Origin of the sequence: Paenibacillus apiarius (assembly GCF_017052585.1) — a bacterium.
Classification (GTDB): Bacteria; Bacillota; Bacilli; order Paenibacillales; family Paenibacillaceae; genus Paenibacillus_B; species Paenibacillus_B apiarius.
In genome coordinates this window covers 17,944-43,263 of record NZ_JAFFHZ010000002.1, presented here as the reverse complement: position 1 = coordinate 43,263, position 25,320 = coordinate 17,944, and the positions used below count along the sequence as shown (strand labels likewise).

Below are 25,320 nucleotides of genomic sequence, written 5' to 3'. Positions count from 1 at the left end.
CCCTAAGAGCACCTCAGATACGAAAAGACAAAAGGAAAAAGGAGATATGATGACAGAGAAAAAAGCAATCATAGAAACAGGATGGAACTTCGATAACAGTTATGCTTGTCTTCCGAAATCATTTTTTACAAGGCTTAACCCTACCCCTGTACCCTCACCGAAGTTGATCATTCTTAATGATGCATTGGCCGTATCCCTGGGGTTGGACGTCCAAGCGGTCCAAAGCTCTACTGGCGTAGCGGTGCTTGCCGGCAATCAGATTCCCGAAGGCGCTCTGCCTCTTGCTCAAGCTTATGCAGGGCATCAATTCGGACATTTTACCATGTTAGGGGACGGCCGTGCTATACTGCTTGGCGAACAGATCACTCCCTTGGGTGAGCGGGTTGATATTCAGCTTAAGGGTTCAGGTAAAACGCCATACTCCCGCCGAGGCGATGGCCTGGCGGCACTTGGACCGATGTTGCGCGAATACATCATCAGCGAAGCAATGCATGCGCTCGGTATTGCTACCACCCGCAGCCTAGCGGTGGTGACAACCGGCGAAACAGTGATCCGCGAAACCGAGCAACCAGGTGCTATCCTGACTCGCGTAGCTGCCAGTCACTTGCGCGTCGGCACCTTTCAATACGTTTCAAACTGGGGCACTGCCCAGGATCTCCGGGCCCTGGCTGATTACACATTGCAAAGACATTTTCCGGAAGTTGCCGATGAGGAGAACCGCTATCTCTTCCTGCTTCAGGAAGTGATTAAGCGTCAGGCCGTGCTGATTGCCAAATGGCAGCTCGTTGGCTTTATTCACGGGGTGATGAACACCGACAACATGGCTCTCAGCGGAGAAACGATTGATTATGGTCCTTGCGCCTTCATGGATGCTTATGACCCAGCAACGGTATTCAGTTCCATTGACATTCATGGCCGCTATGCCTACGGCAATCAGCCGCATATTGCCGCATGGAATCTCGCTAGATTTGCTGAAACATTATTGCCGCTGCTGCATGACAACGAAGTACAGGCTGTCCAACTGGCCGAGGATGCGATTTCAGATTTTTCCGAGTTGTATCATCGTAAATGGCTCGCGGGAATGAGGGCAAAATTGGGAATCTTTAACGAAGAGTTACAGGATGAATCCCTTATTGAAGACTTACTCGGTATGATGCAGAAGTATCGTGCGGACTACACCAACACCTTCCGTGAGTTAACATTTGATAAGGTGGAGGATACGGCTCTGTTTGGCACCACGGAATTTGCTCAGTGGCATGAGCTATGGCAAGCGAGACTAGTCAGGCAGCAGGAATCCAAAGCCTCCTCGCATCAGTTGATGCGAAATAGCAATCCCGCGATAATCCCGCGCAACCACCGGGTAGAAGACGCACTAGAAGCTGCGGTGGAACAAGGAGACTACAGCGTGATGGAGCGGCTTCTCGATGTTCTGTCGAGCCCCTACGCGCACTCCCCCGAACAGGCGGATTACTCCACGCTGCCTGCGTTATCAACCCGTCCTTACAGAACCTTTTGCGGTACCTGATATAGAGGATATGCAGCACAATATGTATGTTCTCGATGACGAAACCAAAACGTTCCGCCGCATTTTGCGGCGGGCGTTCCTTTTGGAGAGCCGCTCTCCGTGGATTTCGAGACAGGGGAAGAGCGGCAGGAGGGGAAGCGGGGGCTTAAGGGGCAGATTTTTTAGAAAAAGGCGCAACTTGACACATTGGCGATTCAAGGATATTATAGATAGAATAAGTCTGTAAAGGAGGTGCGGTCATGAGATTTACAAAAGCGACGAACTATGCTCTGCACACCATGCTCATGCTCGTTGACGCTTCCCCAGTTAAACCGGTAGGCGTTCAGCAGTTGGCGGAATCTCAAGGCGTTTCACCAACCTATCTTTCCAAAATTTTAACGAGGCTCGTGAAAGCAGGGATGATTGAATCGATTTCCGGAGCCAACGGAGGCTATCGGTTATCCCGCAAAAGAGACGACATTACGTTTTTGGATATTATTCAAGCCATTGAGGGTACAGCCTCCTTATTTGAATGTAATTTTGTCCACGGCGACGAATGTTTGATTCAAGCTGTAATGAAGGAAGCGGAAGAGAAAATGGAGTATCATCTCAAAAAAACGAAATTGGCGGATCTGTCCCAAAAAGAATAAACAAGCCCATAGGCTATTCACGAACTTTCCATTATCTTATTTTCTTAATACAAGTTGAATGACATGGGCTAAACCGGTGTGCGCCTTTCCTTCCACTCGCTCTTGTTCCCCATAGAAGAAATGGATCACCTCATGACCTTCGCACCAAGTAAGAATTTCTTTTGGTTCGTAAAGCATCCCAAGATCTGCGGGTCCGCCTGTACCATAATTTAATTGGTCCTTGGAATACACCTCAAGCATAATAATCCCTTCAGGCTTTACAGCATTTTTCATTTTATTAAGAATCATTTTCTGAGCATCTCTATGAAAATGTCCAAATACCATTATTGCAGCATCATATTCCTCGTGTGGCACGCTATCTACCAATAGGTCTACTTTTTTTGTATGCACGTCAACAGCATACTTCTGAGCTAGTTTTTTCGTTTTTTGCAGACCACTCTCCGCATAGTCGATTGCTGTCACTTCATGATCTCTTTTTGCCAAAAAAACAGCATTCCTGCCTTCACCCTCTGCAAATGCTATAACTTTTTGACATTGTTCTAATCGAAAGGCTTGTTGTTGAATAAATACGTTAGGTTCTTCCCCATACATATATTCGTCTGAATTAAAACGCTCATGCCAAATATTATCCATATTCACTTGCCTCCTGTGATTATCTTATTATTACTATGATTATCTATCGCTCCCTAAGACTTCTGTTAAAAGGATGAATTTAATCAATCATTAGTACATCCAGATGCTATAAGTTCTTTCAGCTCAGGTTTATTTGGAGTAGATGCTGCAAGAAAAAGCATGGTCTGAAGGGCATCATTTGCAGCTTTTGAATCCTTCATGCTGGATAAGTCACACTTAATTAAAGACTTTGCAACTCTATAATAACCTTTAATATTTTGCTGTGTCAATATTCGTTTCATCTCTTTTGAATTATGAGCCTGAAGTTCATCCTCAAGTAACGGGGGATGACGAAAAGAGCGTGTCCATCAACATAGTTCTGACGCAGGGGGAGAATGGCGTAAAGAGAGTGAACAGTAAATATGAATGTGAGGAAGTAGGAGAGAGGAGCATTCGATATGAGCTTCCTAATTTTTCGGGATGCTATTTATACCTTGAAAAATAGTAAGATTAGGAAATAAAAGGCGATAATTATTGTGGAATGTTGCCTTCAAGCTCATATATTTGCGCCTGTAAACAGAAATTGCGTATAATAATGATTATACGCAATTATTTGCGAGTGATTGAAGAGAGGGAGAATGCAGCATGAACCTTACTCGGCATGATCTATCTGCGATATATGAAGAGCCTATTGAAGCCTTTCGTTTATGGATGACGAATGCGGGGTATACCTCCTATACGAAGAAAAATTATATGGGGGATGTCATCCATTTCCTGCGAACGTTGGAAGGAAAGCCGGTAGAGCAGGTAACGAAGCTGCAGGTGCTCGCTTTCCTTGCCCAAGTGAAGTCGTCTGGCGTAAGCGATGCGACACGCAATCGGAAGCATTGCGCGATTACAAGCTTCTATAGAGCGCTGAACGATCTGGAGATCACTTCAGTCAATCCGGCGGCCGCCGTGAAGAAGTCGAAGACGGAGACGAATCGGGCTCCGGTCTATTTGGAGCCGGATCAAGTTCAGCAGTTCCTGACGCGAGCGGATGGCAAATACCGCAATCGCAACTTGGCTGTGTTGATGCTAATGGCCTATGCGGGACTGCGGGTCGGTGAAGTGCATCGGCTGAATGTGGCGGATTATTATGCGGAGCGCCATTCCATCGAAGTATTGGGAAAAGGGCGCAAGTGGCGCACGATTCCACTGCCGCTGGCCGTCTCGAATCAATTGCAGCTAGCGCTCAAAGAACGGCTGACACCATGGCGATCTGGGGAGGATGCGTTTTTTATTTCGCAAAAAGGCCGCAGGTTGTCCATTCGCAACATTCAATATATCGCGGAATACGCATTCGCGGCTCTGCAAAAAGAGGAAGGGCGGATGCGAGCTGGCAGAGGTCGATCGTATTCCTGTCACAAATTAAGGCACTCGTTCGCTACGCTTCTGTTACGAAGCGGCGCAGACATTCGCACCGTACAGGAAATGCTCGGGCATGCTTCCATTCAGACGACTACCGTCTATACTCATGTCTCGGATAAGCAAAAAGAAGAAGCCATCCAGCGGCTTCAACCGTATATTTTGGAAGAGGGTGTCGAAATTTCGAATCGGTAAGCAACGTAATGGATGGAATTATAATTTACATAAATAATATTATGTAAACTAAGTGCGCTGATTCCTCATTTATACCGTGAAAATGCCGCTTGTCACGTATAACAAGCTTTCCCTCATAACAGACTAGTGCTATACATGGTAAAAAGGAGGGGTTCAATGAATGCGTTAAAAATGAGGCTGCAAGCCCTTTTGAAAAATAAGCGGCTCGTCCAAACGTTAAAAATCGCCTTTCCTGTTGCCGTCATCTTATTTGTATTTTTCCAAGGGAAGAAGGAATTATCCCGCTTCTCTCTCAAAGAATCGTTGCACGCGATCCGGCTCATATCGAGTGATTACTTCACCGGTCTGATGGTGCTGGGCGGGCTGGCCGTTGCCACCATGTTCTTCTATGATGTCCTGCTGTTGCGGTCGATTAAAGTGCCTGTCAGTCTCGGGAAAACCTTCCGCATCTCATGGATATCGAATACGTTTAACGGGATCGTAGGATTTGGCGGCATCGCGGGTGTGGGCATTCGCACGATTCTGTATCGAGAATTCACGGGGGACGCCAATCGGCTGCTTATAGCGATCGCATGGATGGCTCCATCCATGATAAGCGGATTATCGCTGCTTGGCATTCTTGTCATATGCGGTGTCTTTCCGGCATCGGTTCTGCTTGCTGCCAGGGGATGGCTGTGGATCGTGCTCATTGGCGTCGCCTTGTTTTTCCCGGCCTATTTGGCTTTTTCCCGGTGGAAAGGAAGAACCAATGCGAATGCCGCGCTTACGTTTGGCTATACAATCGTATCTTTTATTGAATGGCTGGCTGCAGGCTCGGTTGCTTATGTCATCTTGTTCTTGCTTAAAGCCGATGTAACCTATTTTGAAGTCATCGGTATTTTTACCGTAAGCGCCATCGCCGGACTCATCAGTATGGTTCCGGGCGGCTTCGGCACGTTCGACATTACCTATTTATTGGGCCTGCAGGCGCTCGGTGTAGCGGATAGCACCGTGTTTACGGCGCTTCTTCTATATCGAATCATTTATTATTTTATTCCGTTTGCATTAGGATTAATATTTGCCGCTTTTGAATTCGGAGGCGTCGCGGTCAAGAAATTCGAGGATCATCCGACACTGGCCACTTACATAGAATCGGGAAGCATCATCTGGTTTATCCAGCGTTCGCTGTGGAACTCGCTCTCATCCTGGTCTGTCGTCATTCTCATGTTCATGACTTCGATTTTTCTGATAACCTACACGCTGTCCGAGCCGGATTGGGATAGGTCCGCATTCGCGCTTCCTTTTTTCCACGGGGATATTTTCCCGCTCGTCAATGGCGTCGTGTTGGGAATCAGCTTACTGATGCTGCTGATGTTGAAGGGCTTGTTCGAGCGCACGATTAGCGCATATGTCATTACATCCGCCGCGCTTGGGCTGTGCACCGTGTTGACGTTCCTAATCGGGACAAGCATTCGGCATACGCTCTGGCTGGCCGGAATGCTGCTGTTTCTTATTCTGCTCCGGCCGCAATTCACCCGATACCGTTATCCGGTAACGAAGAGCACGATCATATTTACGACTTTGTTCATGAGCCTCCTCCTGCTTTTCTATAGCTTAGTCGGGTTTATTCTTGCGGAATATACCGAGGAAGCGGGAGCGGCAGCTTATACGTTAAGTTATTCTCAATTTACAACAACCTTATTAACGGGGTTAACTGCAGCCTTCCTATTTTATACGATAGGTTATATTGTTTTTGAACGTCATCTGCGTGAACCGCTCGGACGCAATTGGCGAAGTGATGACGATCTGTTATTGAACGGCGCGAACGCTTGGATGTATCGGGTCATTCCCAATAAACGCGTGTTTGCCGTGCACGGGGAACAGATCAGATTTCCGTTCATCATCAAGGGCCGCCGTGTCATTATGCTCGGCATGCCGGTGCTGAACTGCACGCCATTGAAAGAGCATGATGCTCTGTTTGCTTTATATGAGCAAGCCGATCGATATGGCCTTGATATTGTCTTCCATCAAGTCGGAATGTATGGCATGCCGCTGCTTCACGATTACGGCAACGACTTTATCAAGATTGGCGAAAAGGCCCGATATGTGCTGAAGGATCCGAAGAATGGACCGCCACTGCATCAGTATGAGGTGCTTCATTATCCGCTTGATTCCTATTTGGTGAATGAAGTCGTGCATACCGTAAATCATTGGGACGGACAGCCGCCGGGATATGGTCCGACGCTCAGGCAGCTGCTGACCGCAGGGGATGAGGAGCTGCGTCTCGTTCTTCTGCATTCGGATGTCGAGCGCTGCATCGGATATGCCGTGCTGCGCTGGAAGAGAAGCGAACAGACGATGACGATTGAAGATATACGAACGAAATACGCACACGAGCATCCGGAGCAAGACTACGTACTGAAACAACTCCACGATATTCTCGTCTGGCTGGGACAGCATCATGATTGCAATAAGCTTGTATCCGGCCTGATTCCGCTGTCTCATGTGGAAACGTATCGGGCTCCATATCTCTGGTCAGAGCGAACGGCGATTGCCATGTTCCGTCAAATGCGCGACTTGTACCCGCTGAACAATCAGCGCCGGTTGTGGGAGAAGCTGTTCGATGTGACGTGGGAGCCGCAATATATAGCCTTTCGCAAGCAGCGTCACATGAACTGGACCGTATGGCGGGTAACCCGGACGATGAGCCGGATTCGCCGGTGGAGAGAGAAAGAGCACAGTAACTCGTTAAAAACTGTGAAAATGAATGAAAATAGATGAAAAGGGTTGGGGACGGTTCCCGGCCCTTTTTTACGTAAAAAACCGCTTACAACGCGGGTTTCCTCCGGTAATCTCCTGTGGGACCCGATATCTTCTTCTGATACAATAGGGATGGTCTCTGGAACGTTGTGTTGTTCATCCAAGTCAGTACATCAGAAGGTGGTTCCTTATGCTTGGTTTTGCAATCTTGCTTAGTTTTAACATTTTGGGGGTATGGCTGCACAATTTGCTGCACCTGCCGTTGCCGGGCAACGTGCTCGGTCTCATTTTATTTCTTATCGCGCTTGGCATGAAATGGATAAAGTTAGAGTGGGTTGAACATTCAGCTCAATTTTTGCTTGATCATATGCTGTTGTTCTTCATTCCATACGTCGTCGGGATTGTGGCCTTTATGCCTGTTCTTGAGGCGCATTGGGTTAGCATTTCCGCCGGAATCGTAGGGAGCACGCTCGTTGTGCTGTGGGTTACCGGGCTTGTAGCGTCCAAGCTGCAGAAGGCCGGGGCCGAGGAGCCAGCCGCGAAGAGAAAGGAGGATGCAGCATGCTAGCTTGGTCACAACAGCCGCTATTCGGTATTGCGGCTACGATTGTCGTCTACGCCGTGTCGCGGATCTTGCACGTCCGCTTCAAATGGATGCATCCCATCCTGTTTTGTTCCATCGTGTTGATCGGATTTTTGGCAATCGCCAACATTCCACTGGATCATTACAAGGCAGGGGCGGACATATTGTCGCTCGTGCTCGGGCCTGCGACGATCGCACTCGGCGTACCGATTTATAAGTACCGTCATCTGGTCAAGAAGCAGTTCAAAGCAATCTGCTTGTCCATTACGTGCGGATCGTTCGTCGGCATCGTCAGCGTTGCGGCGATTATGCTAAGTCTGGACGGAGCGCGCGAGGTCGTGCTCAGCATGCTGCCGAAGTCGGTCAGCTCGCCGATTGCCGTCGAAATCTCGAAGTCACTCGGGGCCATGCCTGAATTATCGGCTGTCTTTACCGTATTTACCGGGGTCGTCGGGAGCTTGTTCGGGACCGCATTCCTGCGCATGACCGGCATTCGCGACGAGGTGTCGCTCGGCATTGCGCTCGGCACGGCGGCGCATGGCTTCGGCACGGCGAAGAGCTTGGCCGATTCCGAGAAGCAGGGGACGTTCAGCGGCTTGGCCATGGGTCTGGCAGGACTGATTACGTCTATATTATTTACGCCCATTTATATGTTTTTCATGTAGCGAAGGCAGGGAATCCTGTCTTTTTTGCATTGGAAAAAAAACGAAACTTATTGCGCTTTACATACGTTTTACTCTATGAAAGGGGTTGAAGCCGTGAAAGCAACGTTATGGACATGGGGAATTCTGTTAGGCTTGAGTCTGCCTACCATCGCCGGGGCGGCAGGGACGTATACTGCCGAGGAAGCCTACAAAGATCCTCATAGCGGAGCAATCTATTATAATATTACACGCGACAACTATGATAAGCGTGTCGTTGTCCGCACATCTGATGGCGAATGGAAGAAATGGGACGAAACAATCCGGTCGATGCAAAACGATCCGGATTCGAAACAATTACGCTTGAACACGACCTATCTCGACAGCTATGACATCGCGATGGAGTATGCGTTTGATCCATTGGATCGGGAGGTTGTAAAGGGCAGAATGTTTGACCTGTCGCCGGACGGAAAATGGGGATTGAACGAACGCGTATACTACACGAAAAATAAACCAGGCAGCAGCCAAAGAAATTATGGGTATCTCCTGAAAAACAATCAGACTGGCGAGACGAAAGAATGGCTGTTGACGTCTTATATGACTCGCGCAACTTGGGTGTATGATAATCGGATCGTATATAGTTATATGAATGACAAGGCTAAACAGGAAGAAATTCTCGTATTTAATCCGGAAACGGATAAAACGGAGCGGATTGCATTAGGGAACTTTCGCGGAATCAATCCGGATAAAGGGTACATTATTTACACGCTGAATAAACCGGACCGTCCGCTTTATTTGTATAACATGAAGGCGAAGAAGTCGCAGCGGCTCAAGAGCTGGGAAGAGGCAGAAACATTTTTGCCTAAGGATGAACAGCGGCGGGACGCAACGTCCGATTTGCCGCAGGATTTTGACTTGGATGCCATTCCGGAAGAATCCATTCCTGTCAAGCTGCGCACGGATTATGTCATTCAACTGGACGATCGGGAAGTACGGTTGCCACTGGTGTTCTCGGTGCAAGGACAGCAGCTCATACCCGTCAAGCAGCTGGTGGATGAACTGGGCTGGAAGCTGACGAAGCTCCAGTCGAAGGAGCTGGAGTTCCGCTATACGCTTGCCAACGGGAGCAGCAGCATCGAGATGAACCCAAGCAACACGCGGCTTGATGGCGGCACGCTCTACATGACGGCTGAGCAAATCAAGCAGCTTGGCTACAAAGAGGTAAGCATTGTCCATCAGCCCGAATGATGAATACAGATCACTAAAAGTTGGAAAGCACTCCGCTATGAGGAGTGCTTTTTGATATTTTTGTAACAGGCAACCATACATCCGGGACTAGAGTCATGGTACAATGGATTGGAAAATGCTGCCGAACGGTGGCGACATAGATAACTTTTTGGAGGGGTAAACTTGAAGAAGAGACAGAGCATTTGGAAGTGGATGCTTGTCGCGGCACTGCTGCTGTCGTGTATCGGCAATGCCGGACAGGCTGCCGCAGACGAAGCAGCGGGAAGCACGATTACTTTGCACCAGTTCAGTGTGCTGGAGTGGAATGGGAAACGGACGTACGTCGGCAGAGATTTATACCTGCTTGAAGACAACGTGATGTATTTGTCTCCCAAGGCATTCAGTGAAGTGTTCGGGATGAAATACAACTATGACAAAGGCAAGAAGCTGCTGACTTTGACAGACGACCAGCATGCATATGAACTAACGGTCGGTTCGAAGCAAGCGAAGGCAGATGGAGAAGCGATAACGATAAAGCATGCGCTGGAATCGATTGATGGCAAAATCGGTGTTCCGCTAAGCTTTGGCGCCTCCATCCGTCAGGCGCAATTGAAGCCTGTAGACTATTTCGAAGGCATGTATACCGATCCTATTGCTGCCGAAGATTCATTGCGCGCAGCGTATGAGAAGGTGAGCGGTCCGTACGACAAAGCATATTCCGCCTATGAGAAAGCCTACAATGCCTACGAAAGCGCCGTCAATCAAAATCTGTACTATGTCCAAGGAGATATTGCAGGCTTCGATCCGATCCATATGATGGGCACGAGTGAAGCGCAGAGCAGCCACGTGATGGCTGAATTGTTCAACCAGACGAACATTGTCGTACAGAATCCGGACAAATCCAAAATCTCGAACAACCGTTATTCCGGCTATCATTATTTCGTGAAGACAGGGACGGGTCACAATTTTTTGGGCGAGCCCGTAAGCATCTATTATTTTGGAGCGCCGAGCGCATCCATTCAGAAGAACATCAACGCGAAGAAGAGCGTGCTTGCAAAAGCGGAAGCGGCGCTGCGCACACAGAACAAGCCGCATGACACTGCCGTCAGCAATTGGGTGCAGGCCGTGAAGAGCCACTACAAGAAGAAGGGCGCAAGCAATCCGAAAGTTCTCGGACAGATGGCTACGCACTTATATGTTCTTTATTTGGATACCGGTGCTTATAAATTCGATGACGAAGCTAAAGCGATTGCCAAATCTCTTGAAAAATCCAGCCAGCATACATACTGGCTCGTCCGTGCCGTGTTCGATGAAGGCGACTTCCGCGATCGGTTCGAATATTTCTATAAGCAGAACAAAGGCGAAGCGATGAGTCTAATCTATAAGCCGGAGCAATTCAAAGCTGGCGCCGAAATGCTCTACAACATGAAGTTATATGACGATGCGCTCCCAATGGCCAATGAGGCGAAGCAGGGCGGGCAGAAGGTGGATAAGCTGCTCGAGAAGCTGAAGGTTCAGCTCGCTAAGGCCAGCGAGGAGAAGGCGAAGCAGGATGCGGATGCAGCCTTGGCGGCTAAGGTTGCGGCTGAGATGCCCGCATATACGGCATGGGAGAGCGAGTACAAGGCGCTGCTGGCCCAATTCAAGACAGACTATACGAAGAAGTATGGCAACCTTGAAGCGTTGCAGAGCTTGACTTTCGAGCAATCCGATGCGCAGGCGCAAGAGATTAAGACGAAGTACAGTGAGCCGTTGGCGAAGCTGAAAAAGGATATGGGCACCTTCCAATATGTCGATATCCAAGCTGCCAAAGACAGCATCAGCAGCTTCGAACAGACGATCAGTTACGTCTCGTCGGGCGCGCCAGAGGTAAATTTGAGTTTATCCAAGCAAACGCTCCACAATGCGCTGATTAATATGGGATTGACCAGCGCCATGTAGTCAGGCGCGATCTGCGGCAGGGGAATCCTTGCCGCAGTTTTTTTTCATCCGTGTGCGAAGACGAACATAGGCAAGCCGTCCTCTTTAGAGCGTGTTCCACTGGCACATGTCCGGCGGAAAATGTTCGAGAAACCAACGCTCGCAGTGCGCGCTTGTTGATGGATCTGCCATCGATTGCTATTTTACATTTCGTAACGCGTGTATATCTCCATGTACAATGATATCAATGTGGGAGGAAATCCGTTCAATATCCCAATCCCACCATTTGATGTCCAATAATTCAGCAATGATGCCGTCAGGGAATCGTTGCTTGATTTCCTTGGCAGGGTTTCCGCCGACAACGGTGTAAGGTTGAACGTCTTTTACAACGACCGCTTTGGCTGCGATAATCGCGCCATCCCCGATCGTTACGCCCGGCATGATGGTTGCATCCATACCGATCCAGACATCGTTTCCAATTGCCGTATCTCCTTTGAACGGCAATTCCGCAATTGCAGGCGTGAACTTTTCCCAGCCATGGCCAAAGATATTGAACGGATAGCTGGAGAAACCATCCATTTTGTGATTGGCTCCATTCATGATGAAGGTGACTCCCGGAGCAATGGAGCAAAATTTGCCGATCACAAGCTTGTCGCCGAATATTTCATAATGGTACAATACTTGCTCTTCAAAAGTCTCTCCGTTTCGAGAGTCATAATAGGAATAGTCCCCGACGGTGATGTTCGGCCTGGTTATCGTATTTTTAATAAACTGCACGCCTTGATACCCCTCAATGGGGTGTTTTTGATTCGGGTTAGGGCCTCTCATAGTCGCTCACTCCTATAAAATAATCGGGTAGGCACGTCAACGGCACCGACGCGCGGACAACAAAAAAACCTCATATCCACATTCTGGACAGGAGGCAGCCATAACAACGAAAGGAAGTAGTCCCCTTCCTATAAAGGGTGCATATTCCGCGACGATGCATATATGAAAAAGCCCGCACTAATCCTATCCGGAAAGCGATTCGTAAACGCACGAAATTTTCGTTGGATTCGGATTAGTAAATCATTGGCTTGGGGTTCACCCTTTCATGTTTGCTTCCTTAAATATACGGGCAGCCTTTATGACTGTCAAGTAAGATTTTCCAAGAGACAGGTTGAGAGGGAATTGGATTCATAGTGGCTGCGCAAGCGGTTGCTGTGATTCGACACTTGAGAAATGTGATATCTAAGCTGTATTGGTCCGCCTGCGTCATTCTTATGTGATTTAATTCACATACGATAGCGCAAATTCATGATATAGTTAAGCCATAAAGAAGAGGGAGTGAGAATAATGAGAACATTCAAAACGTTTGATACCCATACAGATACAGTAACCCGCAACTACCTCCAACTTTGCTATATGTGTGATGATAAGCATCAATGCACGACCGAAGAAACGTGCCGTCAATGCTGGGCAGACCAAGGCCTTGCTCCAAAACAGCGCAAAGAAGAAACTCGCGATTTGCTGAACGCTTATTACGCATAAAAAGTCTATGATTTAGCTTTCAAAACATTGTGAAAAAAATAACTTTCCATGGTTCCTTTTACCTCCTGATACTAAATAAACCTCCGGTTGCTGCCGGAGGTTTTGCTGTGTATGGCGGTAACCACACGATGAAAACTGTCGATCCTAGGCGCAAGCTTTCTATTTAGGTTACGCCCCGCTGTCCTTTAACGCCGCTGCAGGCTTCGCCGGAGCAAAGCGTCGGCCCGACAAGCTGGTCGCAATCATGCCGATGATGACGATAATCATGCCGGCCATCGACCATCCTTGCGGGAACGAACCGCTCAGCAGCATAACTTCGCCCAAGACCGTAAATACCATCGTACCCGATTGGGTGGATTCGACCGCGGCCAACAGCACTGTGTTATGCTTTGCCATATCGGTTGCCAAGAAGAACAGCAGGCTGGCGATAACGCCGGAGCAGATTGCAAGCAGCAGCGCCTGCACCATTTGCGAACCGGTGGGCCAACCCACGGCAGCCGTTCCGTAAGCGCCTAGCAAGATCGCAAGCGGAAGGCTGCCGATCGCCATGCCCAACGTGCGCTGGAACGTGTCTAGTCTGCCGTGGCACAGCTCCATCATTTTACGGTTGCCGAGCGGATACAGAAAAGCGGCGATGAGCACCGGCATGAATCCTGACAGCAGCTCGGCCGTCGTAATTTGCCCCGCTTCCGTCACTTGCATCAGGATGACGCCAATTAATATAATGACAGAGATCCGCATGCTTTTGTAAGGAATGGCTTGACGCACTTTTCGTGGACCTTCCGCCGATGGGACGGAGGCGAAGAACAGCGGAGACAGCAAGGCTCCTGCCAGTATCGTAATCTGCCACGTTCCGGAAGTGAGCCAGGATGGGGCGTAAACGGCCGCGAAGCTTAACAACGAATAAAAGCCGACCCCGCCAAGGGTGCCCCAGAGAAGCCATTGAAACGGATGCTTGCGCATTTCGCGGAACAAGCCCGTCAAATTGCCGCGGAAGGCGACGATGGCAATGAGAAAGGGAAGCGCCAGCAGGAATCGGAGCGAAGCGGTCCAAGCCCAGCTCGTGCCTGACAGGTTCATAGCCCGGTTGATGATGAAGGTCGCCGAGAAGAACAACGACGATAATATGCCGACAAGTATGGCTCTCATATGATTCACCTCTTTGATAATCATTTTCAATCGTATATAGTTAAGTATGATATACTATAAATTATAATAAGTAAACTATAATAAACTTAATTATAACATTATTTAGGGTGGGATACGGCTATGAAGCCTTTTCAAGAAGATGAAACGAAGCTGCTGATGCAAGCGGTCGGCTGTAATTTGCGCAAGCTGCGGAAAGACCGGAAGCTTAGTCTGGAAGAGCTCGCGGCGTTAACCGGCGTAAGCAAATTGACGCTTGGGAACATAGAGCGCGGGGAGACGAATCCGACCATCGGAATGATGTGGAAAATTTCGAAGCAGCTGTCTATTCCGTTAATGGCGCTGCTTAAGCCGGAAAATGCCGTGTCGATATCCCGGGCCGGTCAAGGGCCGAGATATGACAGCGATAATCCAGGTTGGACGTTGGAGCCGATGTTCAGCGATGTCAGGGAGAAGCTGGAGATGCATCGCGCGTACGTGCAGCCGCACACTGTCTACATCCCGGAAAGCCATCATGCAGGGACGATGGAAATCGTCACGGTCATGGCGGGAACCATCGAATTGACGATCGGGGACGAATCATATACGCTGAATACATTCGATTCCATTCTATTTTCGGCTACGGAAGCACACCAGTACAAGAACGTCACTGATGAAGCAACGGTCTTGCATCTGACGATGTGTTACCCTTGAAACTAGGACTTGAATGAGACGGCAACAAGAGGGGGAGTGGATGAACATGCGGAAACGGCTTTTGATCGAGGTGTATTATGACGGCTGGTGCCCGCTATGCAAAGGTATTCGCCGGCGCTTGGAGCGATGGGATTGGCTTGGGAGCCTGCGATTTTATTCGATCCGCAATCCCGAAGACATTCAGCATATATCCGTCTCCCCCCAAGAGCTCGAAGCGCGGATGCACGTGCGTTCCGTTCATGACGGCCGCATGCAATCCGGAATCGCAGCGGTTCATAAGCTGTGCACACGCGTGCCGCTCCTCATGCCCCTCAGTCCGTTCGTCTGGCTCGGCATGAAGTCGGGCATCGGCGACAAGCTGTACGATTGGATTGCCGCCCGGCGCAGCATTGTGCCATCTGGAGCCTGCGATGATGAGGGCTGTTCCATTCATCCAGGCCATTCGGATAAAGCCAAATGATTCTGATCATTCCTATCCTGCATACGAAAAATAGGTATTTTGCTCGATTTTTTCCTTTCTTCTTTACAAGGTAAGATGATTGAAAATGGTTGATAGAAGGGATGCATGATGACAAAACGAGGATATGCAGCTACATCCAAACGTAACGTCAGGCGGACAGCCAAGCGGGGCGTGAGCGGCTGGTTCATCTTTTTCCTCATTGCCGACCTGCTGGTCTTTGGCGGCTTCGGATTGATGTATAGCGAATCCAAAGGCTGGGAGAATGCGCTGGAGCAAGCGCAAGAGGTGCAGGCGATTGGACCGGATACAAGCGGTATCGTAGCGGTTACGGGTCCAATGCAGTCCGTCTTGCCGGCGCGTGATGAGCATTTGGCCGATGATTATGCGCTCTTGGTGAAGCAGGAACGCGAATGGTCCTGCAATTCCAGAAAATGCGCCTATACGATCCGATACATATCTACGGTCGGAAGCACCGAAGGATTGACGATCAACGGAATTCCCTTAATGTCATCCGTGTATCGTCTGACGGACCAGCCAATAATACTCGGGGAAGAGGTCTTGAGCCAGAGCGGACAGACGGTGGAAGATAGACAGGTTCTCATTTTGGAGCCAAAGGGGAAGGCCTTGTCTTATGAAGGCATAGCTTGGGGTCAGCAGGTAACCGTCGTCGGTGAGGCGAAGGAAGGGAAGCTGGTGCCGATGCAGTTCCCGAACGGCTCGGATGCGGTCACCTTTGCCGGAATGACCCCGCACCATCCAAGCGAGGAAGTTGAAATGCCGAAGGCGGGATATGTCGTCGGCGATTCACTGGAGGCTGTGCGTGGGCATGAAGCAGGGATGCAGCATTCATTGGCCTGGGCGGCCTTGTTCGCGGCCGTCTTGTTCGTGCCGGCTACCTTGTTCACGGCCCCGTGGCCGGATCGTTCCCGCAGACGCAGGGGGTAGCAGCCGTCTCGCGCGGAGCGCTTATCGAAATTATTCCAACTTGAATGGAAGGGAGTGAGAATGAACGATGATGAAGTTAATGATTAGCAATGCTGCCTCATCGCTTCGTTGCCTCTCACTTTCCCGCACGGATGCGTAACCTGCACCAATTATGGGTGTATTGAGCCATGGCGATGAGAGCCATGGCTTTTTTGCGCTTTTTTATGGACACAGCTGTCATGGCTAGATAAGCTGCGGCTCTTATATGCCGAGAACGGATTTGCCTTCACGAAAGATTACGAGAGTCGATCGGAGAGGAAATGGACGGAAGGATTTCCCGAATGGTTAATGGGATTAAGAAAGAAGCTGATTGATGTGATGGATGACATCCGGAGAAAAATTGTAAACTTATAGAGGCAAATCAAAAGGTTAAACGCGGAGGTTGGTCGCATGAAAGCGAAAATCGTGCCTTACTTAATGTTCAACGGTCAGGCGGAAGAAGCGATGAAAAATTACATTTCTTTGTTCGGAGGCGGTGAGATTATCGCCGTGTCCCGTTATGGGGAGGCGAAGAACAATGTGGAATGGACCATTTCTGATGCCGACGCAGATAAGCTCATTCATGCCGAATTCACGTTGGCGGGACAAACGCTGTATTGCGCAGACAGCTTAGGTGGGCCCTCCGATAAATCGGATGGTCACAAGGTGGCATTGACCGTGTCCTGTGAGTCCGAAGAGGAGATCAAACACTTGTTCGAGCAGCTGTCACTGGGCGGCCAAGTGTTCATGCCGTTGCAGGATACGTTCTGGCAATCGAAATTCGCGGTGCTTGAAGATCGATACGGCATCCGCTGGCAGTTGGATTTCCCGAATCAATAATATAAGAGTGTGGAGGAAGAAAAGGAGAAGGCGAAGCGGATGCTTCGCCTTTCCTGGCAACCCGTGTCGCACGCGCTCATGCCGGCGCCCGCTGCCACTGCGGGAGGGTGCCTCGGCCTTGAAGGGAAGGCATGCGAAAGAGACGAGACGGCGGGAAATTACGAGCTACCAATAACGGGAGCCGTCCCAACGATAATGCCGCATCAACTCTTCGTCGACCTCAAGCCCGACTCCGGTCCCTGACGGAATGCGGACCATGCCTTGCTCGGCCTGAAGCGGCACGATGGAGGTGAAAGGATTGTCCATCATGTCCCATTCGACAGGCTCGATGGAATCGGGCTCCATCTTGCTCCATGGCTTCAGGCAAGCTTGCGCATACAAGGCGTAGCAGCGTGCGAGCGCTCCGTCATAGGTGTGCGGCGAGACACGAATTTCGGCGAACCGCGCCAACTGCAGGATGCCGCGATATTCATCCAGATCCCCGACATGAACCGGATCAGGCTGCAGGATATCGAAGGCTTGCTGCTGCACGGCGTTCATGAATATTTTCGCTTCTGCCACATTCTCGCCTCCGCTTATCGGAATGCCCAGCTTCTGCCTGCAATGGGCATAAGGCTGCCACTGATGCAGCGGCAAGGGTTCCTCGAACCACATCCAATTGTCCCACTTCCCAATGAGCGGTTGCCAAGCGCATGCCGCTGCCGCGTCATAGCTCTGATTGGCGTCAAGCGCCAGTTCGATATGCCGGCCGAAGCGGGATTGAAGGGCATGAATATGCCGCATGTCATCGGCGAGCGGCTTCCCGCCGACCTTCACTTTCATCCGCGTAAAGCCCTTAGTTAGCGCTTCCTCAATCCTCTGCAACGAAACGCTCTCCCATGTCTCATCTTCCGTATAGGATTGAAAGGAAGCATACACAGGAACTTGTTCGCGCAACGGTCCGCCCCATAACCCGCATACCGATTGTCCCGCTCTGCGGGCGGCGATGTCTGTAAGCGCCATGCTGACGGCGGAAGCCGGGCGGGTATGCCAACTGCCGATTGTCTGAACGATTTTTGTGCGCAATCGTGCGTCCTGGCCGAGAATGTACGGAATAATCTGTTCCCGGAAGGCGCACTCCAAGGCAGGCAGCCACCCCGAGCATTCTCCCCATCCGGTTATACCGGATTCTGTCACCAAGCGGATGAAATAAGTGGAGCGGTATGCTTTCAGCCCGTTGGCGTCGCCGTATGGCTTCGAATTCCGGTATAACAGCGGGAACGTGTCTACTTGTACAATCCGCAGTGTGATCACCTCTACATTTCATGCAATTATTTTCCTGCGTCTTTCTGATTAACGAATCTTTATCTAGTATGCAAAGCCGTGGCTGTTACTATGAACCGACTTATAATATATGCGCCATACTTCAAAACGCCCGCCTTCTATCATGGAAGGCAGGTGTAGGCGGACGTAATCGCTAACCGGGAAGCCCATTTCTTTTCCGCTCCCTGTTTTGCTTCTTTGGGAGCTCCGTTTTTTTCATCGTGACGGATACGGGTAGAAGAGAAGGGAAATATTAGGTATAACGATGATATGAAGAGAGGGAAGCAGCATGGAGTGGGCGTCTTGGTCGCTGGACCGTGTCCTTATCTTGTTCGTCAGCCTTGCTTTTTTGATGATTGGCATTCAAGTGACGTTATATCACTACCGGCAAAATTTCCACCATGCGGCCATGTGGGTGCCGGTAATCGCGACACCCGTTTTTTTCGTATCAGGCCTCTTGCTTTCGTTCAATAACGCTAGTTGGGTAAGGGGGTTGTTCCAAGTGCTCATGTGGATAGGGGCAGTTGCCGGTCTGGCCGGTTTCTACTTTCATGTGAGCGGCGTGGGCAAGCGTGTCGGAGGATGGGCGTTCCGAAATTTTCTCATCGGGCCTCCCGTTGTGCTGCCGCTGATGATAACGGCAATGAGCGCCTTGGGCTTGGTAGCCTTGTATTGGACCGTCTAAGGATGATCATGGTGGAGACAGGAGGTTAAGGCTATGGCTAAAAAGAGCCATTATCCTTCGTTCGATGTGATGAAGGAACGGGACGAATGGGATTCACATACGCAGATCATCGTGACCGAGCGGTTGCGCGAAGAGACAACTTGGCAGGCGTTGCAGGAATTAGAGCTCGCGACGCTTGGCGCGGTCTGCAGGTTGCTCGTCGCCGATGAACGCGATAATGTCATTTCATACATATTGATGCACTTTGATCAGATTATAACGAGTAAAATAGGGGAGGGACAGCGCAAAGCCGGAGTGCCGGAAGAAAAGACACTCATACGGGAAGGTCTTCAACAATTGGATAATAAGGCCCGGAACGAACATGGGGCGCCGTTCGATCAATTAAAGGGGGCACAGCAATCTGAGATATTGGAGCGGTTAAGCGAGGGCAAGCTTCAGCTCTCGCCGGAATGGACTGCTCTTAAGCAGAAGGGGCTGTTCAAGAAGCTGCTTGGCACGGCAATCGATGCGTACTGCTCTCATCCAGACATATGGTCCGAGATTGGGTATGCGGGTCCGGCATATCCGAGAGGATATGTCCGGGGTGATATCGGGCAGCTCGACCCATGGGAGGCGAAGACGGAGGCATGATCACACGGAAGTATGCCAATGAAGAGGCCGACGTCGTCATCGTCGGCGCCGGAGCGGCTGGCGGCGTGTTGGCCAAGGAATTGAGCGAAGCGGGCCTGCGCGTCGTCGTGCTGGAGGCGGGGCCTTTCCGCGATCCGCAGTCCGACTTCGCAAGCGACGAGCTCACCATGAAGAACTTAGGCTGGCAGGACACGCGCATCGTGGACGGGAACAATCCGCTGAAGATGGGACACAACAACTCAGGCCGGGGCGTAGGCGGTGGAACGGTCCATTTCACGGCCGTCTTCCTGCGGTTTCACGAATCGGATTTTCGTGTGAAATCGGAAGACGGCGTGGGTGAGAACTGGCCGATTGCGTATCAGGATCTGGAGCCATATTATTTGCGCAACGAACGGGAGATTGCTGTCTCCGGGCCAAAGCATTTCCCATGGGGCAGCTACCATGGCCCATACCCGTATCCAGAGCGCGAGCCGCTCAGTCCGAACGCTTATACATTTATGCAGGGATGCGAGAAGCTGGGCATCCGCTCTTCCGTGCCGCCGCTTGCCATCCTGTCCGCGCCGTTCGAAGGCCGTCCGCCATGCATCAACCGCGGCTTTTGCAATCAAGGATGCATGCCGAACTCGAAGTTCAGTACGTTAATCGTTCATATTCCAAAAGCGATGCAGGCGGGCGCGGAAGTGTTGGCGGATTGCATGGTGACCCAGGTGCTCATGAAGTCCGACGGCAAGGCTTCCGGAGTGGAGTTCATACACGAAGGGAAGACGTATGAGCAGCGGGCGAAGGTCGTCATCTTGTCCGCATACGCAGTTGAGACGCCGCGCCTGCTGCTCCATTCAGCGAATGCGCAATTCCCGGACGGGCTGGCTAACAGCAGCGGATGGGTAGGCAAGGCCATCATGCCGCATTCCAGTCATGACGTGTACGCCAAATTCGATCGTGACATTCGGCTATATAAAGGCACTCCCGTGCTCGCGACGACCCAGGATTTCTACGAGACCGATCGGGAGCGTGGATTCGTGCGAGGGTATTCGCTGCATGCGCACGGGGCCCGTCCCGTCAGCTTCGGACAGGCGATCAGCCAATCGCAGTCAGGTCCGCTCTGGGGCAAAAGGCTGCGGGAGGAAATGCTCGATTACAACTATTACGCCCGTGCAACTATGGTCGGCGAGGTGCTTCCGAATCCAGACAACCGGGTCTCGTTGGTCGAGGAGAAGGACGAGTATGGGCTGCCACGGGCGAAAGTAACGTTCAGCTACGGTGAAAATGATCACAAGCTCATCGATCATGCGGTGGTAACGATGAGCTCCATCTTGGAGGCGGCTGGTGGTCAGGTCCGGTTTGTTGTCCCCGATACGGCGCATTTGATGGGCGGTTGCCGCATGGGCAACGATGCCCGCTCATCGGTCGTCAACTCTTATGGACAGAGTCACGACATTCCGAACCTGTTCATATGCGATGCGAGCACCTTCGTCACGTCTGGTGGAGCGAATCCGACGAACACGGTCATGGCATTGGCACTTCGGACCGCAGATTATATAAAGGAACAGGCCAAGCGCCGAGAACTGTAAACGCATGAGCGTAAAATATGCACACATGATGAATTGGTATGGAACATATAGTTGACACCGTTTAGGAGAGAACATAAAATAAGATGGATTCAATCATAAACATGCAAAGCGAAAGGAGGCGGAACTCATGTTGATGGGGAATGCGAACGTTCCATTTAACCTATTTATATATTCCGTCCCGAATAGCGCGCGAGCAGCGGGAAGCATTGCATATTCCTGCTAGACACATTGGCATGTTACATGTTTGTTGCCGTAAAGACCGACTGCAGGGACGGAATCCTGCGGTCTTTTTGATCTGGATTGGCGTATGCCGTGAAATAACAGCCGCAGGTATGTTCCTGCGGTTATTTGTGCGCCCGTGGACGGGCAATAGGGGAGAGAAGCAGGATGAGAAATACCAAATTGATAATTGTAGAAGGCGTAGCGGGTTCGGGCAAGACGACGACAGCGCGGCATATCAGTGACAAGCTGCGGGAGCAGGGGATTGAGGTTGATCTGTATGTGGAAGGAAACACGGATCATCCGGCGGATTACGAATATACCGCTTGTCTGACGGAAGAACAGTTCAAGGAGCTGTTGCGTCTATTTCCGCATGAACAGGATACGGTATTGGCCTGTACAGTTAATGAGGATAAGGATTACTTATTCTGCTATGGCCGCATGAATGCAATGGCTGGAGGGGAGCGGTCCGCTTCGTCCAAGCAGGCTGCAATGAATGCGATCATCCAGCATGTGCGTCCGTATGATATTTACGACGGTCTGCCGATGGAGAAGTATTGCGAGCTGCTGCTGTTGCGGTGGGAACGATTCGGAGCGCGCGCTGCCGCAGAAGAGAAGGTATATATTTTCGAATGCTGCTTCCTGCAAAATACACTTTGCGCTATGCTCGTGCGGCATCATGCAGCCCGCCGGAACATCCTGTCGTTCATACTGGACCTGGCCGAGCGGGTGCGGAAGCTCGAGCCCGTGTTGTTCTATTATGATCAGTCAGATATACGGGACACGCTGGAACGTGCGGCGATTACCCGGTCATCATCATGGTATGAAGGCTTCCTGAATTATCACACATCACAAGGCTACGGATTAGCGCATGGCTTGACGGGACTGGAAGGCTGCCTTGAGGTGCTGCGTGAACGCAAAAGCATCGAGAAGGAGGTGTTGAAGCTGCTCCCTTGGAAACATTTCATTTTGGATAACTCAGGCTACGATTGGGAGGCATGTTTGGAGCGAGTAGATCGATTTTTGGAAAATGAATTAACGTAATATATATTATGTAAACCAATGCGTTCAGAACATATATTAATCCTTGTGTCAGGCTTCGTCTGATGTATAACTTGATGAACCTAGTACTCCATCAGTCTAAAAATAGTTAAAATATAGAATCTATGATAGAGTCGAACTAAAAAGAGGTATCGACGATGAGAAAACGAAACTATATCGTAAATTTGAACCCTGAGCAACAAAAGGAGTTGCAGGGCTTGTGTAGCAAAGGAAAGGTAGCGGCACGTTCCCTAAGACGAGCTCAAATTCTCCTGTGGGCGGATGAAAATCGAGACGGCGGCAAGCTTTCGGATATCGAGATCGCACAGCGGCTGAACATCCTTACCAATAGCGTGTACCTGGTTCGAAAGCGATATGCCGAGCAAGGACTGCAAGCGGCCATCGAACGAAAAAAGCGACTAACGCCGCCGAATCCCCCTAAAATCACGGGGGAATTGGAAGCTCAAATCATTGCGCTGAGCTCAGCACACCTCGGGAGGGAAAGAGCCGTTGGTCGCTGCGGATGCTCGCCGATAAAGCGGTGGAACTCCACTATATTGACAGCATTTCATATGATACCCGTCGATCGTATTTTAAAAAAACGAACTGAAGCCTCATCTTCGTAAATGCTGGTGTATTCCACCGGAGCAAAATGCAGCGTTTGTGGCCCAATGGAAGACGTGCTGGAGGTCTACCAACTGCCCTATGATCCCGCCTGTCCGGTCATCTGCATGGATGAAAACCCTTTCAGCTCTTGGACGAAGCCCGGAATCCGATTCCGATGAAACCGGCAAAGCCGCTTCGTGAGGATGCGGAATACGTGCGAAATGGGCATTACGCCATCTTTATCTTTACGGAAGCACTGGCAGGTTGGCGACATGTGAACGTTCGTCTCCGGCGTACGCGAATGGATTGGGCCGAGGAAATCCGGGGACTCTTGGAGGTTCACTATCCGGACGCGCCTAAAATTCGCTTAGTCATGGACAATCTGAATACCCATTCGATCGCTTCGCTTTACCAAGCGTTTGAACCGGAAACCGCTCTGCGATTGGCCAAGCGGCTGGAGATTCATTACACCCCCAAGCATGGCAGTTGGCTGAACGTCGCCGAAATTGAACTCAGTGTCATGACACGTCAATGTCTGGGTCGCCGCATTCCTTCCATAGAGGAATTAAGAAGCGAACTGACCGTATAGGAACATGACCGTAATCGTCTTCAAAAGGGCGTCGATTGGCAATTCACCACGGAAGATGCCCGGGTGAAACTAAAAAGACTATATCCACAGTTTAAATACTGATGGAGTACTAGTTATAGCTCATGGCCAGTGGAATAGATTCTTATCCCATTGGCTTGAGTGCTGGAAGTACTGTGGTTACCAAAAACAGACAATTGATTTCATCTAGAAAAAGAGGAAATAACATTAGAAATCAAGCCCATTGATTGGATATCCTACTATCTCAGCTGCTATTGCTATTGTGATCAATGTATTTTCATGGTGGACTGCCCGTCGTAATGTCGTAATACCCTTGTAGCAGAAAGGAATGCAGTTGCGGCGGAAAAAAGTGCAGAAGCAGCCATCGAGTCTCAGGATAAGAATGGAATATGAAGCAGAGAAGGAACGCAAGCGGTGGGAGTTACTAAGGATGCTACACGTCAATCGTATATTTACAGAAGGAAAAATAATCGTAGGCTTCTATTTTGCTGTTTAAAGACGTATAAAATCAAAATCAGTAAAGTCAAATACATATGTACAAAATACTATGTAAAATTAAATGATAAGTTTCGTTGAAGAACCTTTGAATCTACTGTATTTTCATATAGTGAGTAGCCCAAGCGAAGGCGCGGGAGTTAATGGGGGTGAGAGAAAGATAGTATGATAGTCAGAATTGACTGTACGGTATAAAAGTGGCGGTAATAAAGCAAAAAAGTCGATTATGGGTGCATTATAGCCCCAATCTCGACTTTCTCCAAACTTACAGGTAGTAAAAATCTACTCATAGGATACCTTAGAAAATACCTGAGAACTGACATTTAATGTTCATAGTCCATTCACTTGAATCATAGGTTGTTCCTAAAGTGGCAGTCATATCAACTCCTACAAAGTAAACTGTAGATAAGGTATTGATAGGTTTCCATCCCCAATTAACATTATCTGTTCCCGAAAAAGCTGAAGGGTTTAAAGTCTTTGTTTGATTAGCATGACCATTAGATGTAGGCCCGTTCTGAATGAATTTATGAGATTTACTTTTAATTTTTACGCTGCTGTCCGTTATTTCGTAGCTCCAAACCACCTTGTCTAAATTCATGTATTCTTCAGCTGCTGATCCAGACAGGGTACAGTAAATAGTAGCCTTAGCAAGAACACTGGAAGTCTTATCGTAGCCTTCCGTAGATTTAGTTTGCGTTGTAGCCAAAATTGCTACATCTGCTGAATATTGAGTAACAATTTCACCAGTAGTAGTATTTCTTAAATCATAGAGAGGTCTTACATTCTTTTTAATAGTTTGAAAAGCGACCTCTTTTCCTGTATCATTGTTTACAACTTCAGGTAACAGCTCCAAGTTCTTCAACTTATCGTTATATGGGATATTTGCCTGTAATGAATTAGAATTAGGGTATACTTTAACCACTTCATAGCCGTCTGGAATAGCCGAATCAGAAATTGATGGAGCAGCACTTATTGATCCTACAACTAAAGCGAACGAAAAAAGTGCAGCCAAGCATGACAATAATAACTTTTCTCGCATTTTATTCCTCCTAAG

At 49.6% G+C, this 25,320-nt stretch carries 23 protein-coding genes and 1 pseudogene; 18 read left to right on the top strand and 6 right to left on the bottom strand.

All coding sequences use genetic code 11. The annotated features are described in order from the left end of the window. Nucleotides 1-49: 49 nt before the first annotated feature. Together JSQ80_RS26410 and JSQ80_RS26405 are read left to right on the top strand one after the other, a co-directional pair. Nucleotides 50-1,525, top strand: a complete 1,476-nt coding sequence (locus tag JSQ80_RS26410; protein ID WP_206098157.1) for a protein adenylyltransferase SelO — start codon at nt 50-52, stop codon at nt 1,523-1,525. Between the two features lie 239 nt (nt 1,526-1,764). After that, the gene (locus JSQ80_RS26405; RefSeq protein WP_206097797.1) at nt 1,765-2,154 is read left to right on the top strand and encodes an Rrf2 family transcriptional regulator; all 390 of its coding nucleotides are present in this window, start codon (nt 1,765-1,767) and stop codon (nt 2,152-2,154) included. Between the two features lie 36 nt (nt 2,155-2,190). Here JSQ80_RS26405 and JSQ80_RS26400 read toward each other — a convergent pair whose 3' ends face one another. After that, nucleotides 2,191-2,787: a class I SAM-dependent methyltransferase gene (locus JSQ80_RS26400; RefSeq protein WP_206097796.1), complete on the bottom strand. Its 597-nt coding sequence runs from the start codon at nt 2,785-2,787 to the stop codon at nt 2,191-2,193. 83 nt (nt 2,788-2,870) lie between these two features. Beyond that, complete coding sequence (locus JSQ80_RS26395) at nt 2,871-3,056, bottom strand: hypothetical protein (RefSeq protein ID WP_206097795.1); 186 nt, start codon at nt 3,054-3,056, stop codon at nt 2,871-2,873. Nucleotides 3,057-3,411: 355 nt separating this feature from the next. Here JSQ80_RS26395 and JSQ80_RS26390 point away from each other — a divergent pair, with 355 nt between their 5' ends. The 6 genes from JSQ80_RS26390 (at nt 3,412) to JSQ80_RS26365 (ending at nt 11,499) form a co-directional block, all read left to right on the top strand. After that, nucleotides 3,412-4,368, top strand: a complete 957-nt coding sequence (locus JSQ80_RS26390; RefSeq protein ID WP_206097794.1) for a tyrosine-type recombinase/integrase — start codon at nt 3,412-3,414, stop codon at nt 4,366-4,368. A gap of 156 nt (nt 4,369-4,524) precedes the next feature. Continuing rightward, nucleotides 4,525-7,128, top strand: coding sequence for a flippase-like domain-containing protein (locus JSQ80_RS26385; protein WP_206097793.1), 2,604 nt, complete (start codon nt 4,525-4,527; stop codon nt 7,126-7,128). Nucleotides 7,129-7,297: 169 nt separating this feature from the next. Then, nucleotides 7,298-7,675, top strand: coding sequence for a CidA/LrgA family protein (locus JSQ80_RS26380; RefSeq protein ID WP_206097792.1), 378 nt, complete (start codon nt 7,298-7,300; stop codon nt 7,673-7,675). Next, nucleotides 7,669-8,355, top strand: coding sequence for an LrgB family protein (locus tag JSQ80_RS26375; protein ID WP_206097791.1), 687 nt, complete (start codon nt 7,669-7,671; stop codon nt 8,353-8,355). The genes JSQ80_RS26380 and JSQ80_RS26375 overlap by 7 nt, the downstream gene beginning before the upstream one ends. Nucleotides 8,356-8,448: 93 nt before the next feature. Then, the gene (locus JSQ80_RS26370) at nt 8,449-9,579 is read left to right on the top strand and encodes a hypothetical protein (protein ID WP_206097790.1); all 1,131 of its coding nucleotides are present in this window, start codon (nt 8,449-8,451) and stop codon (nt 9,577-9,579) included. A 162-nt stretch (nt 9,580-9,741) separates the two neighbouring features. Next, entirely contained in the window at nt 9,742-11,499 is a 1,758-nt protein-coding gene (locus tag JSQ80_RS26365; protein ID WP_206097789.1) for a copper amine oxidase N-terminal domain-containing protein, read from the top strand. A gap of 177 nt (nt 11,500-11,676) precedes the next feature. Here JSQ80_RS26365 and JSQ80_RS26360 read toward each other — a convergent pair whose 3' ends face one another. Further along, nucleotides 11,677-12,306 carry a Vat family streptogramin A O-acetyltransferase gene (locus tag JSQ80_RS26360; protein WP_206097788.1) on the bottom strand — a complete coding sequence of 210 codons (630 nt, stop codon included), beginning with the start codon at nt 12,304-12,306 and terminating at the stop codon, nt 11,677-11,679. Nucleotides 12,307-12,813: 507 nt separating this feature from the next. On the opposite strand from JSQ80_RS26360, the gene JSQ80_RS26355 reads away from it, so the two are divergent. Next, entirely contained in the window at nt 12,814-13,008 is a 195-nt protein-coding gene (locus tag JSQ80_RS26355; protein WP_206097787.1) for a hypothetical protein, read from the top strand. A 168-nt stretch (nt 13,009-13,176) separates the two neighbouring features. Here the strand turns inward: JSQ80_RS26355 and JSQ80_RS26350 are convergent, their stop codons facing one another. Next, complete coding sequence (locus JSQ80_RS26350; RefSeq protein ID WP_206097786.1) at nt 13,177-14,157, bottom strand: DMT family transporter; 981 nt, start codon at nt 14,155-14,157, stop codon at nt 13,177-13,179. A 120-nt stretch (nt 14,158-14,277) separates the two neighbouring features. On the opposite strand from JSQ80_RS26350, the gene JSQ80_RS26345 reads away from it, so the two are divergent. The 4 genes from JSQ80_RS26345 to JSQ80_RS26330 all read left to right on the top strand — a co-directional run bounded on the left by JSQ80_RS26345 (nt 14,278) and on the right by JSQ80_RS26330 (nt 17,110). Next, the gene (locus JSQ80_RS26345; protein WP_206097785.1) at nt 14,278-14,847 is read left to right on the top strand and encodes a helix-turn-helix domain-containing protein; all 570 of its coding nucleotides are present in this window, start codon (nt 14,278-14,280) and stop codon (nt 14,845-14,847) included. Nucleotides 14,848-14,893: 46 nt separating this feature from the next. Further along, nucleotides 14,894-15,307 (top strand): thiol-disulfide oxidoreductase DCC family protein, encoded by a 414-nt coding sequence (locus JSQ80_RS26340; RefSeq protein WP_240464317.1) that lies wholly within the window; start codon nt 14,894-14,896, stop codon nt 15,305-15,307. Between the two features lie 105 nt (nt 15,308-15,412). After that, on the top strand, nt 15,413-16,252 hold the full coding sequence (locus JSQ80_RS26335) for a hypothetical protein (protein ID WP_240464316.1): 840 nt from the start codon (nt 15,413-15,415) through the stop codon (nt 16,250-16,252). Nucleotides 16,253-16,681: 429 nt separating this feature from the next. Beyond that, nucleotides 16,682-17,110, top strand: coding sequence for a VOC family protein (locus tag JSQ80_RS26330; protein ID WP_206097783.1), 429 nt, complete (start codon nt 16,682-16,684; stop codon nt 17,108-17,110). A gap of 165 nt (nt 17,111-17,275) precedes the next feature. Here the strand turns inward: JSQ80_RS26330 and JSQ80_RS26325 are convergent, their stop codons facing one another. Further along, the gene (locus tag JSQ80_RS26325) at nt 17,276-18,394 is read right to left on the bottom strand and encodes a mandelate racemase/muconate lactonizing enzyme family protein (protein ID WP_206098155.1); all 1,119 of its coding nucleotides are present in this window, start codon (nt 18,392-18,394) and stop codon (nt 17,276-17,278) included. 307 nt (nt 18,395-18,701) lie between these two features. On the opposite strand from JSQ80_RS26325, the gene JSQ80_RS26320 reads away from it, so the two are divergent. From JSQ80_RS26320 to JSQ80_RS26300, 5 genes and pseudogenes are all read left to right on the top strand, one after another. Continuing rightward, nucleotides 18,702-19,097 carry a hypothetical protein gene (locus JSQ80_RS26320; RefSeq protein WP_206097782.1) on the top strand — a complete coding sequence of 132 codons (396 nt, stop codon included), beginning with the start codon at nt 18,702-18,704 and terminating at the stop codon, nt 19,095-19,097. A 33-nt stretch (nt 19,098-19,130) separates the two neighbouring features. Next, entirely contained in the window at nt 19,131-19,727 is a 597-nt protein-coding gene (locus tag JSQ80_RS26315; protein WP_206097781.1) for a gluconate 2-dehydrogenase subunit 3 family protein, read from the top strand. After that, on the top strand, nt 19,724-21,298 hold the full coding sequence (locus JSQ80_RS26310; protein ID WP_206097780.1) for a GMC family oxidoreductase: 1,575 nt from the start codon (nt 19,724-19,726) through the stop codon (nt 21,296-21,298). The genes JSQ80_RS26315 and JSQ80_RS26310 overlap by 4 nt, the downstream gene beginning before the upstream one ends. A 387-nt stretch (nt 21,299-21,685) precedes the next feature. Beyond that, on the top strand, nt 21,686-22,561 hold the full coding sequence (locus JSQ80_RS26305; protein WP_206097779.1) for a P-loop NTPase family protein: 876 nt from the start codon (nt 21,686-21,688) through the stop codon (nt 22,559-22,561). 155 nt (nt 22,562-22,716) lie between these two features. Further along, nucleotides 22,717-23,855 (top strand): annotated as a pseudogene (locus JSQ80_RS26300) (IS630 family transposase). Nucleotides 23,856-24,564: 709 nt separating this feature from the next. Here JSQ80_RS26300 and JSQ80_RS26295 read toward each other — a convergent pair. Next, nucleotides 24,565-25,305, bottom strand: coding sequence for a hypothetical protein (locus tag JSQ80_RS26295; RefSeq protein ID WP_206097778.1), 741 nt, complete (start codon nt 25,303-25,305; stop codon nt 24,565-24,567). Nucleotides 25,306-25,320 lie beyond the last annotated feature (15 nt).

Coding starts and splice junctions, on each gene's coding strand:
- JSQ80_RS26400 (WP_206097796.1), bottom strand. CDS start 2,787: ATGGATAATATTTGGCATGAGCGTTTTAATTCAGACGAATATATGTAT.
- JSQ80_RS26330 (WP_206097783.1), top strand. CDS start 16,682: ATGAAAGCGAAAATCGTGCCTTACTTAATGTTCAACGGTCAGGCGGAA.
- JSQ80_RS26360 (WP_206097788.1), bottom strand. CDS start 12,306: ATGAGAGGCCCTAACCCGAATCAAAAACACCCCATTGAGGGGTATCAA.
- JSQ80_RS26375 (WP_206097791.1), top strand. CDS start 7,669: ATGCTAGCTTGGTCACAACAGCCGCTATTCGGTATTGCGGCTACGATT.
- JSQ80_RS26305 (WP_206097779.1), top strand. CDS start 21,686: ATGAGAAATACCAAATTGATAATTGTAGAAGGCGTAGCGGGTTCGGGC.
- JSQ80_RS26380 (WP_206097792.1), top strand. CDS start 7,298: ATGCTTGGTTTTGCAATCTTGCTTAGTTTTAACATTTTGGGGGTATGG.
- JSQ80_RS26295 (WP_206097778.1), bottom strand. CDS start 25,305: ATGCGAGAAAAGTTATTATTGTCATGCTTGGCTGCACTTTTTTCGTTC.
- JSQ80_RS26410 (WP_206098157.1), top strand. CDS start 50: ATGACAGAGAAAAAAGCAATCATAGAAACAGGATGGAACTTCGATAAC.
- JSQ80_RS26390 (WP_206097794.1), top strand. CDS start 3,412: ATGAACCTTACTCGGCATGATCTATCTGCGATATATGAAGAGCCTATT.
- JSQ80_RS26385 (WP_206097793.1), top strand. CDS start 4,525: ATGAATGCGTTAAAAATGAGGCTGCAAGCCCTTTTGAAAAATAAGCGG.
- JSQ80_RS26355 (WP_206097787.1), top strand. CDS start 12,814: ATGAGAACATTCAAAACGTTTGATACCCATACAGATACAGTAACCCGC.
- JSQ80_RS26340 (WP_240464317.1), top strand. CDS start 14,894: ATGCGGAAACGGCTTTTGATCGAGGTGTATTATGACGGCTGGTGCCCG.
- JSQ80_RS26405 (WP_206097797.1), top strand. CDS start 1,765: ATGAGATTTACAAAAGCGACGAACTATGCTCTGCACACCATGCTCATG.
- JSQ80_RS26335 (WP_240464316.1), top strand. CDS start 15,413: ATGATGACAAAACGAGGATATGCAGCTACATCCAAACGTAACGTCAGG.
- JSQ80_RS26315 (WP_206097781.1), top strand. CDS start 19,131: ATGGCTAAAAAGAGCCATTATCCTTCGTTCGATGTGATGAAGGAACGG.
- JSQ80_RS26345 (WP_206097785.1), top strand. CDS start 14,278: ATGAAGCCTTTTCAAGAAGATGAAACGAAGCTGCTGATGCAAGCGGTC.
- JSQ80_RS26350 (WP_206097786.1), bottom strand. CDS start 14,157: ATGAGAGCCATACTTGTCGGCATATTATCGTCGTTGTTCTTCTCGGCG.
- JSQ80_RS26310 (WP_206097780.1), top strand. CDS start 19,724: ATGATCACACGGAAGTATGCCAATGAAGAGGCCGACGTCGTCATCGTC.
- JSQ80_RS26320 (WP_206097782.1), top strand. CDS start 18,702: ATGGAGTGGGCGTCTTGGTCGCTGGACCGTGTCCTTATCTTGTTCGTC.